We start from the raw sequence: 11,563 nt of genomic DNA, 5'->3' as shown, positions 1-11,563 counted from the left end.
TCGGAATCAGGGCACGGGAATACTGTCCTGTGGACGGTTTTTTGTTTCTGTGAACAGTGGGCATCAAATCTGCTTGGGTGATAACTGTTGCAGATAAGTCAGCACTCAATTTTCCGATTCTGATATCGAGAGACCGGGATCGAAATCGGGGACATCATGGCAGAGGCAGCGCGGAAATTCGGCGTGGCGGAGCAACCGCTCTATCGCGAGGCGCCGAACAACATCGAGGCGGAACAGGCGCTGCTCGGCGCGATCCTGGTCAACAACGATGCCTTCTATCGCGTCTCCGACTTCCTGAAGGCCAGCCACTTTTACGAACCCCTGCATCGCAAGATCTTCGAGATCGCGGCAGAGCTCATTCGCATGGGCAAGGTGGCAACGCCGATCACGCTGAAGACCTTCCTGCCGGCCGACGAGAAGGTCGGCGACATGACGGTAGCACAATATGTCGTGCGCCTGGCGGTCGAAGCCGTCACGGTCGTCAACGCCGCAGATTACGGTCGCGCCATCTATGACCTTGCGACGCGTCGCGCCCTGATCACCGTCGGCGAGGACATGGTCAACATCGCCTATGACGCGCCGGTCGACATGTCGCCGTCCGAGCAGATCGAGGATGCCGAACGGCGCCTGTTCGAGCTGGCCGAAACCGGACGCTATGACGGCGGCTTCGAGAGCTTCACCGACGCGGTCAAGACCGCGGTCGACATGGCCAACGCCGCCTACATGCGCGACGGCCACCTGTCGGGGCTGGCCACCGGCATGCGCGACCTCGACCGCCGCATGGGCGGCCTGCAATCGTCCGATCTGATCGTCCTTGCCGGCCGTCCGGGCATGGGCAAGACGTCGCTCGCCACCAACATCGCTTTCAACGTCGCCGAGGCCTATGTGCCGGCGCAGCAGGCCGACGGGTCGTTCAAGGCGGCGAATGGCGGTGTCGTCGGCTTCTTCTCGCTCGAAATGTCGTCGGAACAGCTCGCGACCCGTATCATCTCCGAACAGACGGAAATCTCCTCCTCGAAGATCCGCCGCGGCGAGATTACCGAAATGGACTTCGAAAAGCTGGTCGCCTGTTCGCAGACCATGCAGAAGATTCCGCTGTTCATCGACCAGACCGGCGGCATCTCGATCGCCCAGCTCTCGGCCCGCGCCCGGCGCCTGAAGCGCCAGCGCGGCCTCGACCTCATCGTCATCGACTATATCCAGCTGATGCAGGGCTCCAGCGCCAGGGCCTCGCAGAACCGCGTGCAGGAAATCACCGAGATCACCACCGGCCTCAAGGCACTGGCCAAGGAGCTCGCGGTGCCGATCATCGCGCTGTCGCAGCTCTCGCGACAGGTTGAAAGCCGCGACGACAAGCGCCCGCAGCTCTCGGACTTGCGCGAATCCGGCTCGATCGAGCAGGACGCCGACGTCGTGATCTTCGTCTACCGCGAGGAATACTACCTCAAGAACCGCGAGCCGAAGCTCGGCACCGACGAGTACATCAAGTGGGAAAACGAGATGAACGAGATGCGCGGCAAGGCCGAGGTGATCGTGGCCAAGCAGCGTCACGGACCAACGGGCACGGTCACGCTAGCCTTCCACGGCGAATTTACCCGCTTCTCGGATCTGGCGGAGGAACATCATATCGCGGAAAGGTTTGAGTAGCTTTTTTGACTCACCGTCACGCTCCGTCAAACCCCCTCTGTCCCGCCCACCTATCCAGCATCGGCGATCCCGAAGCAGGCCTCGCTAATGGCTAAATCCCGCGTCCAGTTCATCTGCCAGAACTGCGGATCGGTGCATCAGCGCTGGGCCGGAAAATGCGACGCCTGCGGCGAATGGAACACGCTGGTCGAGGAAGGTACGTCCGGCGGCATCGGTTCCGGGCCGGCCAATACGCGCAACGCACGCAAGGGCCGCGCGGTGGTGCTGACCACGCTTTCCGGCGATATCGAGGACGCGCCGCGCATCGTGTCGGGCATCGGTGAGCTCGACCGCGCCACGGGCGGCGGCTTCGTGCGCGGCTCGGCGCTGCTGGTCGGCGGCGATCCCGGTATCGGCAAGTCGACGCTGCTCACCCAGGCTGCTGCTGCCCTTGCCTCGAGGGGCCACCGCATCGTCTATGTCTCGGGTGAGGAGGCGGTCGCCCAGATCAGGCTGCGCGCGCAGCGCCTCGGCGTTGCTTCCTCGCCGGTCGAGCTCGCGGCCGAGACCAATGTCGAGGATATTCTTGCCACGATCGCCGATGGCAAGCGGCCGGACCTGGTGATTCTTGATTCCATCCAGACGCTGTGGACCGACCTCGCCGATTCGGCGCCCGGCACCGTTACCCAGGTGCGTGCCGCCGCCCAGGCGATGATCCGCTATGCTAAATCCACAGGCGCTGCGATCGTGCTTGTCGGCCATGTCACCAAGGAAGGCCAGATCGCCGGCCCGCGCGTCGTCGAGCACATGGTCGACGCCGTGCTCTATTTCGAGGGCGAAGGCGGCCATCACTACCGTATCCTGCGCACCGTCAAGAACCGTTTCGGGCCGACCGACGAGATCGGCGTCTTCGAAATGTCGGACAAGGGGCTGCGCGAGGTTGCCAATCCGTCCGAGCTGTTCCTCGGTGAGCGCCACGCGAAATCGCCGGGAGCGGCGGTTTTCGCCGGCATGGAAGGCACAAGGCCGGTGCTGGTCGAAATCCAGGCGCTGGTCGCGCCCTCCTCGCTCGGCACGCCGCGCCGCGCCGTCGTTGGCTGGGACGGCGCCCGGCTGTCGATGATCCTGGCGGTGCTCGAGGCGCATTGCTGCGTGCGCTTCGGCCAACAGGACGTCTATCTGAACGTAGCCGGCGGCTACCGCATTTCCGAGCCCGCGGCCGATGTGGCGGTGGCGGCCGCACTGGTTTCCTCGCTCACCGGTCTTGCCCTTCCCGCCGATTGCGTCTATTTCGGCGAAATCAGCCTTTCTGGCGCCGTGAGGCCGGTTGCGCATGCGCAGCAGCGTCTCAAGGAGGCCGAAAAGCTGGGTTTCGCAAGCGCGGTTCTGCCCTTGGGCAGCGAGGAACTTGCCGGAGGAATCGGGGCCGGCGCTTTCCAGCCCACCGAGCTCGCCGACCTCGTGGCGCGCATAGCCGGCTCACGGCGCAGCCGCGCCAACGACGAAGAATGACGGGCTCACCTGGTGGTGAGCGACAGGGAGTGGGGCGACAAAGATGCCGATAACGCTGCTTGACGGAATTCTCGTCGGCTTCACCCTGGTCTCGGCGATGCTCGCCATGGTTCGCGGCTTTTCACGCGAGGTCCTGTCCATCGTGTCCTGGGCGGCGGCAGCCGCGGCGGCGTTCTTTTTCTACAAGCCCGTGCTGCCCTACCTGAAACCCTACATCGACAATGAAAAGATCGCCATGGCGGCCTCCGCCGGCGTCGTCTTCATCATCGCTTTGATCGTCGTCAGCGTCATCACCATGAAGCTCGCCGACTGGATCATCGATTCCCGCATCGGCGCGCTCGACCGCACGCTCGGCTTCCTCTATGGCGCCGCCCGCGGCATTCTGGTGGTTGCCGTGGCCCTGCTGTTCTTCAATTGGCTGGCCGGCGCCAAGGCACCGGCCTGGGTCACGGAGGCCAAGTCGCGGCCGCTGCTGGAACAGATCGGCGCCAAGCTTGAAAGCCTGCTGCCCGAGGATCCGGAAAACGCCATCCTCAAGAAGCTCAATCCGAATCAGCCGGCCGCCGAAACGCCCGCCGCACCGGACGCACCGGCCACGGATGCCCCGGCGGGAGGGGACGATGCCAATGCGCCGGCTCCTGACGATAGCGATGCCGGAACGCCTCCCGCTGACAACGCACCGGCCAATCCGGCCCCGGCGGCGCCGGCGAATTGATGAGTGATCGGGCGCCGCAGAACAGGCGCCCGAGACTGGCGGTGATCGTGAACCATCGCCGGGCGCGTTGCTTTTACGGCGCTGTCGCCTTATATGGCGATTTTAGCGGAGCTTGAGCCCCATGGCAGACGCAGACCACGTGCTTTCCGCGGAAGCTGACGATCACTTCCACGACGAATGCGGCGTGTTCGGCATTTTCGGCCGGCAGGACGCGGCGGCCATCGTCACGCTCGGCCTGCACGCGCTGCAGCATCGCGGCCAGGAAGCGGCCGGCATCGTCTCCTACGACGGCACCCAGTTTCATGTCGAACGCCATGTCGGCCTGATCGGCGACACCTTCACCAAGCAACGCGTCATCGACAGCCTGCAAGGCAATCGCGCCATCGGCCACACGCGCTACGCCACGACCGGCGGCGCCGGCATGCGCAACATCCAGCCCTTCTTCGCCGAACTGGCCGATGGCGGTTTTGCCGTGGCCCATAACGGCAATCTGACCAACGCCATGACCGTGCAGCGCGCGCTGCAGAAGCAAGGCGCGATCTTCTCCTCGACCTCCGACACCGAGACGCTTCTGCACCTCGTCGCCACCAGCAAGGAGCGCGATCTCAACTCGCGCTTCATCGATGCGGTGCGCCAGGTCGAGGGCGCCTTTTCGCTGGTGGCGATGACGGCCAAGAAGATGATCGGTTGCCGTGACCCGCTCGGCATCCGCCCGCTGGTACTGGGTGACCTCGACGGTGCCTGGATCCTGGCCTCCGAAACCTGCGCGCTGGACATCATCGGCGCGCGTTTCGTGCGCGACCTGAAGCCAGGCGAGATGGTCGTCGTTACCTCCAAGGGCATCGAGAGCCTGTTCCCGTTCGAGCCGCAGAAAACCCGCTTCTGCATCTTCGAATATGTCTATTTCGCACGCCCGGACTCTTCGGTCGAAGGCCGCAACGTCTACGAGGTGCGCAAGCGCATCGGCGCGGAACTCGCGCAGGAAAATCCTGTCGAGGCCGACATCGTCGTGCCGGTGCCGGATTCCGGCACGCCGGCGGCAATCGGCTTTTCGCAAGCCGCGGGCCTCCCCTTCGAGCTCGGCATCATCCGCAACCACTATGTCGGCCGCACCTTCATCCAGCCCGGCGATTCGATCCGCCACATGGGCGTCAAGCTGAAGCACAACGCCAACCGCCGCATGATCGAGGGCAAGCGCGTCGTGCTGGTCGACGATTCCATCGTGCGCGGCACCACCAGCCAGAAGATCGTGCAGATGGTGCGAGACGCCGGCGCCAAGGAAGTGCATATGCGCATCGCCTCGCCGCCGACCAGCGCCTCCTGCTTCTACGGCGTCGATACGCCGGAAAAATCGAAGCTTTTGGCATCACGTATGTCGATCGAGGAGATGGCCGAATTCATCCGCGTCGATTCGCTCGGCTTCCTGTCGATCGACGGACTCTATCGCGCCGTCGGCGAGGCCAACCGCGACAACGAGCAGCCGCAATTCTGCGACGCCTGCTTCACCGGCCAGTATCCGACCCGCCTGCTCGACTTCGAAGGCCACGACAATGTGCGCACGCTGTCGCTGCTGGCGACGAGCGGCGCATAGGATTGCCGCACTGCCAGTTGCCATAGCCATATTTCCGGAATCTATCGCATGACCTTCGACCTTTCCGGCCGCGTTGCGGTCGTCACCGGCGCCTCGCGCGGCATCGGTTACTTCATCGCCAGGGAACTGGCTGCCGCCGGCGCCCACGTCATTGCCGTGGCGCGCACCGTGGGCGGGCTGGAAGAACTCGACGACCAGATCAAGGCCGAGCGCGCCAAAACCGGCAAGGGCGAAGCGACGCTGGTGCCGCTCGACCTTGCCGACATGGCCGGCATCGACCGCCTGGGCGGCGCCATCCATGAGCGGTGGGGCAAGCTCGACATTCTCGTCGCCAATGCGGGCGTGCTCGGCGTGATCTCGCCGATCGGCCATGTCGAGGCGAAAACCTTCGAGAAGGTGATGACCATCAACGTCATCTCGACCTGGCGGCTGATCCGCTCGGTCGACCCACTGCTGCGGCTCTCCGACGCCGGCCGGGCCATCATCCTGTCGTCCAACGCTGCTCACTCGGCGCGCGCCTTCTGGGCGCCCTACGCGGCTTCCAAGGCGGCGGTCGAGACGATGATGCGCTCCTGGGCACATGAGACGCAGAGCCTGCCCTTGCGCGTCAATGCCGCCGATCCGGGGGCCACCCGCACCGCGATGCGCGCGCAGGCCGTGCCCGGCGAGGACCCCGAAACGCTGCCGCATCCCTCCGAGATCGCCAAACGCATCGTGCCGCTGGCAAGCCCCGACCTGAAAGAGACAGGATTGATCTTCCAGGCCAAGCACAACCGTTTCGTCGCCTACCGACAGCCGGAATAGCCGCATCTTTTTTATCGGAAGAATTCGGCTCCGGGCGGCGTTCCTCGAATGTACATTCGAAGCTCAAACCCGGAGGACCGACATGCGCAGACTTATTCTCATCGCCGCCACCGCCATTGCCTCAGCCTTGGCCGCCGGCACAGCCTTGTCACAAGATGCCAAGATGAGCTTCTTCGTCACCAGCGTCGGCTCGGGCAAAGGGGCAGACCTCGGCGGCCTGAAGGGCGCCGACGCGCATTGCGCCTCGCTGGCGGAAGCAGCCGGCGTCACCGGCAAGACCTGGGCCGCATATCTGTCGACCAGCACCGAGGATGCGCGCGACCGCATCGGCAAGGGACCGTGGGTGAATGCCAAGGGCGTCAAGATAGCCGACGACGTCGCCTCGCTGCACGGCGATGCCAACGGCATCACCAAGCAGACGGCGCTCACCGAGAAAGGCGAGATGGTCAACGGCCGCGGCGACACGCCGAACCGCCACGATATGCTGACCGGCTCGAAGCCCGACGGCACCAGGATCGCCGACCAGACCTGCGGTGACTGGACGATGAGCGGCACGGAAGGGGCAGCCATGATGGGCCATCACGACCGCACCGGGCTCGACGATTCAGCTGCCGCCAAATCCTGGAACTCTTCGCATGCTTCGCGCGGCGGCTGCGGCCAGGAGGCGCTGAAAGGCACCGGCGGCGACGGCTTGTTCTATTGTTTCGCAACGAATTGACCAGACCCCGCCCGCCCGCCACATCACGCGGCTGTGATGTGGCGGCGGAAAGCTGAGTCGCGGTCATGCTTTCGTCATTTCCGCAGAGTTGATAGGATCGCATAGATTCCCACAACAAGCCCGGCTGGGCAGAGCAAGGAAATTCCCATGGCTTCGAGCGTAGCGTTGGTCTGGTACCTGGTAATCGCCGGCCCGCAAGGCGGCATGGTCGTGTTGCCCAGCACGTTCGACAAGCGCGAACAATGCACCGCCGCCATCACCGAATACCAGAAGCAGCCGGCCCCGACCGGCTGGTCGCTGCAATGCGTGCCGAGCGCGTCACCCTTCACCGATGAGGGCGACGCGGAGGAACCGGCAGCGCAGTAAGGCGCGATGCGGCGTCAGCGCCGTGCGCTGACCGTCAGTTCCGGCTTCTGGTTGATGGTCTGGAACACCACGCAGTAGCGTTCGGTCAGCTTCAGCAAGGAATCGATGCGCTCCTGCGGCTCATCGGTGTCGAGACTGAAATTCAGCCTGATGGCGCGAAAACCGACCGGCGCATCCTTGGCAACGCCAAGCGTGCCGCGAAAATCAAGGTCGCCTTCGGCCTCGACCGTGGCGGCGCCGAGCTTGAATTCGAGCGCCGTCGCCACCGCCTTGAGCGTCACGCCGGCGCAGGCCACAAGTGCCTCCAGCAGCATGTCGCCCGAGCAAAGCTCGAGCCCCGAGCCGCCGGTTGCGGGATGCAGACCGGCAATCGCGAGAGCCCTGCCCGTCTCGACCTTGCAGGCGATCGACTGGTCATCGAGACTGCCTCTGGCCCTGAGCGTGATGAGCGCGCGCGAAGCATCATCGCGATAGGTCTCTTTCAGCGGCGCCTGCATGGCCTTCAGTGCGGTGGCGTCCATTTCGCTGCCCCTTTCGACGATCGTTTCTGGCGCTGGCATGCGTCAACCCACCAAGATTTGACCCGATCACACCGGAAAGCAAACATAATCATCGCGTTGGGACACAGGCGCGCAATCACTATCCCAAATGGACATTGACGGACGAGGTCTCAAAGACCGTCTGAGCCGTGCGAGTGCCGTCGTCCCATTTTCTGGTGACCGACTCGGGTCAACAAGGCTGGCGATGGGCAGTCGGGTGTGCCAACGGTTTCTCCTGATAGGAATTTTTTCTTGACAGGGTGAAGGCAGCTATGGTACATTTCTGGTTATGGTGCTGAGTTGCGCCACGGACCCGCCGTACAGGCGGTTTTTTTCATTCAATGCTCTCTCAATAGCGCGTCGAGAAGGCTTGCACGGAACCGCTGACCCGGATTCGTTGCTTGATGGCGGGCGATCCGTCTTCAGCCGGACAAGCCTTTCCTTTGACTTCGATCGCATCGGCTATAGCTATGCGACAAGCGTTCTCGCGGAGGCGTCATGCCGTTCAAGTTGAAACTGATCTCTCTCATCCTGCTGATGCTTGCTGCCTTCGCACAGCCTGTCCTGGCTGAAACGCCGGAGAGGCCGGCGCCGACCGGCGGTGTGCTGTCGCTGCTGCCGCCGCCGCAGGTCACCAGCCATTCGATCACGGTTGCCGGACGCAAGCTGGACTATCAGGCCAAGACCGGCACGCTGGCGCTGCTTTCAGGCAAGGCCGACGTCACGGCGGAGATCTTTTATGTCGCCTATACGCTGCGGCCACCGGCCGACGCGGCAAAAACGGCACCACGCCCCATTACCTTCGTCTTCAATGGCGGCCCCGGGGCGGCTTCCGCCTATCTGCATCTCGGTGCGCTCGGTCCGCGCATCATCACGACCGGAGCCGATGGCGAATTCCTGCCGCCACCGCAAAAGATCGTCGACAATCCAGACAGCTGGCTCGACATGACCGACCTCGTCTTTGTCGATCCGGTCGGCACCGGCTACAGCCGCGAGGCTCCCGGGCAGAACACCCACGATTTCTGGGGCGTCAACCAGGACGCCAGCTCGATCGGCGCCTTCATCCGGCTCTATCTGGCGCAGAACGGCCGCAGCGGCTCGCCGCTTTTCCTTGCCGGGGAAAGCTATGGCGGGTTTCGCGCGGCACTGCTGGCCAGGACTTTGCAGGAAGATGTCGGCCTTAGCCCGAGCGGCATCGTGCTGATCTCGCCGGCGCTGGAATTCATGCTGGTGCAACCCGACGAATTCGAGCCGCTGCACTGGGCTCTCGAACTCCCCTCGCTGGCGTCGGTGCGGCTCAGTGCCGACGGCGTTACCGGCGAGGCGCTGCGGGCGCAGTTGGCCGCGGTCGAGCGCTATGCGCTTGGCGACTACCTCACGGCGCTGGCCAGCGGGCTGGAGCAAGGCGGGCGGCTGGCGAGCCAGCGGGTGGCCGAGATCACCGGCCTGCCCCTCGACCTCGTGCAGCGGAATTTCGCGCGTATACCGACCAGCCTTTTCGCGAGGGAGTTTGCCCGCTCGAAAAGCAAGGTGCTCAGCCCCTATGACGCCATGATCGGCACGGCCGACATCGCTCCTGAAAGCGCTCGCACCGCCGGACCCGATCCTGTGCTCGACCGCAGCGTTCCAGCATTGACCTCGGCTTTTGTCGGCTATGCCCGCGACGAATTGAACTACCACACCGATGTCAGCTACCGGCTGCTCAATGGCGAGATCAGCCGCAATTGGGACTACGGCACATCGCGGCAGGGCTATGCCGGCGTGATGAACGATCTGCAGCGGGCGCGCTCGCTCAATCCCGCGCTCGGCGTCGTCATCGTCAACGGCTACACCGACCTCGTCACGCCCTATCTGGCATCTCGCTATCTGGTGAACCAGGTACCGACGCTCGCCGGTGCAAAGCCCATCCGCGTCGATGTGCTGGACGGAGGACACATGATGTATTTCAGGCCGGACGGAAGGCGGGCGCTCAAGGCAGCGGCGGCGGAGCTTTACCAAGCGACGCAGTAAGCGTCGCTTGGTAGCACCGGAGTGACGGGCAGTCCGCGATACGCTGGCGGGACCGTTCGCTCCTCTGTCCTCCAGGCAAAGGAGCCGCGAAGGACATCGCAGTTCATCTTGGCCGCCGGCTGCCTTCAACCGGCCTGCGGCGCCGAAGCGATCTCACACCCGTGGCTGTGACTTCACATGGGCAATGTAGCCGCGCACGTCGCTGGCCGGGTCTGCATAGGCCTTGCCGAGCTTCTTCTCCATCGCGGCCATGTAGTCGCTGGCCCATTCGGGCAGGGCATAGTCGATGACGGCGAGAAATTCGAGTGTCGCCGCCAGGCGGATATCGGCGATAGACGGGTTCTTGCCTCCAATGAAGGGCTTGCCGTCCCTGAAGAAGGAGTGGAACACCTCCAGCGGTTCGGAGATGGCGGCGATCGCCGCCTTCTGGGCCTCGGCCTTCCTGTCGGGATGAGCGTCGCTGTGGCCGACCTCTCCGGCATATTGCGGGAAACCGAGCGCCGGATAGGTGGCGCGCGCCACATAGGGATAGAGCGTGCCGATCAGGTAGAACATGGCGCTGTCGATCATCGCCCGCTTGGCAGGCGCCTTGGGGTAGAATTTCTCCAGCCCGTGCTTGTTGGCGAGATACTGCATGATGGCGCAGCTTTCCCAAAGCACCCCTCGCGGCAGGCCCTTGTCCTCGATCATCGGAGTCAGATGGGCCGGGTTGCGCGCCATGAATTCGGGCGAACGCGTGCTGCCCCAGGCGTCGGCCTCGGCATGGTCCAGCCCGGCGGCGCGGGCAAACACCCGAACCGTCATGTTGTTGACGCTGGGCTTCAGCATGCTGATCATCAGGGCGGGGTTCTTCGCCGATTTCCCCTTGGTCCTGGACGCGGTTTTGCCGGCGGTTGCTGCTTTTGACGCCGCCTTGGCCGAAGGCTTTGCCGATATTTTTGGTGCCGGCTTGGCTGAAGCTTTTGCTGCTGGTTTTGCCATAGCCTTTGGTGTGCCCTTGGCCGCCGGCTTCCTCGCACCGTTCGTCGCTGTCTTCGCCATGTGTTCCTCCCTTTGCTTGTTCAAAAATCAATATGAATTGCGCGGCGTCCTGTCGGCCGACAATGTCGCGCGCGAGCGCTCGACCAGCGCCTGGATGGCGTCGGCCAGATGCGCCTCGGCGATGTTGTAGTCGCCACGCGCGACGCGGAGCTTGTGCGCTTCCATCAGCACGTCGGCATGGCCAAAGCCGGCCGGCGGCTCGAAACGGTAGGAAGCAAGTTCGATCAGCAGGCCAAGCGGATCCTCGAAATAGATCGAATCCATGAAACCGCGGTCCTTGACGCCACTGTGCTTGATGGCGCGCTCGTCAAGCCGGGCGACCGCCTGCAGGAAGGTGACGCGCGACACGGCAAAGGCGATGTGGTGGACGCAGCCCGTGTCGGTCGGGGTGCGGCGCTTTGCCGGCGTGCGGGTCTCGTCGGTAAAGATGGTGATCAGCCGCCCGTCGCCCGGATCGAAATAGAGATGGCTTTCGGCTGCCTTGTCGAGGTTGGGTTGCTCGAAAATGAAAGGCATGCCCAGCACGCCTTCCCAGAAATCGATCGATGTCTGGCGATCGGCGCCGACCAGCGTGATGTGATGGACGCCTTGCGATTGCAGTTTCTGCATTGCGTTCTCCCCCTGATGTCGGCGTTTCGATA

11 protein-coding genes are annotated in these 11,563 nt (G+C 63.9%); 8 read left to right on the top strand and 3 right to left on the bottom strand.

What is annotated here, in order from left to right; translation table 11 throughout:
• Positions 1-156: 156 nt before the first annotated feature.
• From FJ953_RS13805 to FJ953_RS13775, 7 genes are all read left to right on the top strand, one after another.
• Complete coding sequence (locus tag FJ953_RS13805) at positions 157-1,647, top strand: replicative DNA helicase (protein WP_140494474.1); 1,491 nt, start codon at positions 157-159, stop codon at positions 1,645-1,647.
• Between the two features lie 87 nt (positions 1,648-1,734).
• On the top strand, positions 1,735-3,138 hold the full coding sequence (gene radA / locus FJ953_RS13800; RefSeq protein ID WP_140624552.1) for a DNA repair protein RadA: 1,404 nt from the start codon (positions 1,735-1,737) through the stop codon (positions 3,136-3,138).
• A 43-nt stretch (positions 3,139-3,181) separates the two neighbouring features.
• Positions 3,182-3,853: a CvpA family protein gene (locus tag FJ953_RS13795; protein WP_140494478.1), complete on the top strand. Its 672-nt coding sequence runs from the start codon at positions 3,182-3,184 to the stop codon at positions 3,851-3,853.
• Between the two features lie 121 nt (positions 3,854-3,974).
• Positions 3,975-5,444 (top strand): amidophosphoribosyltransferase, encoded by a 1,470-nt coding sequence (gene purF / locus FJ953_RS13790; protein ID WP_140624551.1) that lies wholly within the window; start codon positions 3,975-3,977, stop codon positions 5,442-5,444.
• Between the two features lie 48 nt (positions 5,445-5,492).
• Positions 5,493-6,248: an SDR family NAD(P)-dependent oxidoreductase gene (locus tag FJ953_RS13785; RefSeq protein WP_140580931.1), complete on the top strand. Its 756-nt coding sequence runs from the start codon at positions 5,493-5,495 to the stop codon at positions 6,246-6,248.
• Between the two features lie 82 nt (positions 6,249-6,330).
• The gene (locus tag FJ953_RS13780) at positions 6,331-6,966 is read left to right on the top strand and encodes a hypothetical protein (protein WP_140555762.1); all 636 of its coding nucleotides are present in this window, start codon (positions 6,331-6,333) and stop codon (positions 6,964-6,966) included.
• A gap of 147 nt (positions 6,967-7,113) precedes the next feature.
• Positions 7,114-7,332: a hypothetical protein gene (locus FJ953_RS13775; RefSeq protein ID WP_140494486.1), complete on the top strand. Its 219-nt coding sequence runs from the start codon at positions 7,114-7,116 to the stop codon at positions 7,330-7,332.
• A gap of 14 nt (positions 7,333-7,346) precedes the next feature.
• Here the strand turns inward: FJ953_RS13775 and FJ953_RS13770 are convergent, their stop codons facing one another.
• Positions 7,347-7,853, bottom strand: coding sequence for an OsmC family protein (locus FJ953_RS13770; protein WP_140494488.1), 507 nt, complete (start codon positions 7,851-7,853; stop codon positions 7,347-7,349).
• A gap of 516 nt (positions 7,854-8,369) precedes the next feature.
• Between FJ953_RS13770 and FJ953_RS13765 the strand changes: the two genes are divergently transcribed.
• Positions 8,370-9,881 (top strand): peptidase S10, encoded by a 1,512-nt coding sequence (locus tag FJ953_RS13765; RefSeq protein ID WP_140624550.1) that lies wholly within the window; start codon positions 8,370-8,372, stop codon positions 9,879-9,881.
• Between the two features lie 153 nt (positions 9,882-10,034).
• Here the strand turns inward: FJ953_RS13765 and FJ953_RS13760 are convergent, their stop codons facing one another.
• Both FJ953_RS13760 and FJ953_RS13755 read right to left on the bottom strand, forming a co-directional pair.
• Positions 10,035-10,922 carry a glutathione S-transferase family protein gene (locus FJ953_RS13760; RefSeq protein ID WP_140624549.1) on the bottom strand — a complete coding sequence of 296 codons (888 nt, stop codon included), beginning with the start codon at positions 10,920-10,922 and terminating at the stop codon, positions 10,035-10,037.
• Between the two features lie 27 nt (positions 10,923-10,949).
• The gene (locus FJ953_RS13755; RefSeq protein WP_140624548.1) at positions 10,950-11,531 is read right to left on the bottom strand and encodes a VOC family protein; all 582 of its coding nucleotides are present in this window, start codon (positions 11,529-11,531) and stop codon (positions 10,950-10,952) included.
• Positions 11,532-11,563: the final 32 nt, after the last annotated feature.

The organism is Mesorhizobium sp. B2-3-6, from assembly GCF_006442305.1.
Lineage (GTDB): Bacteria > Pseudomonadota > Alphaproteobacteria > Rhizobiales > Rhizobiaceae > Mesorhizobium.
The sequence above is the reverse complement of the archived record's forward strand: the minus strand, read 5'-3'. Positions and strand labels throughout refer to the sequence as shown.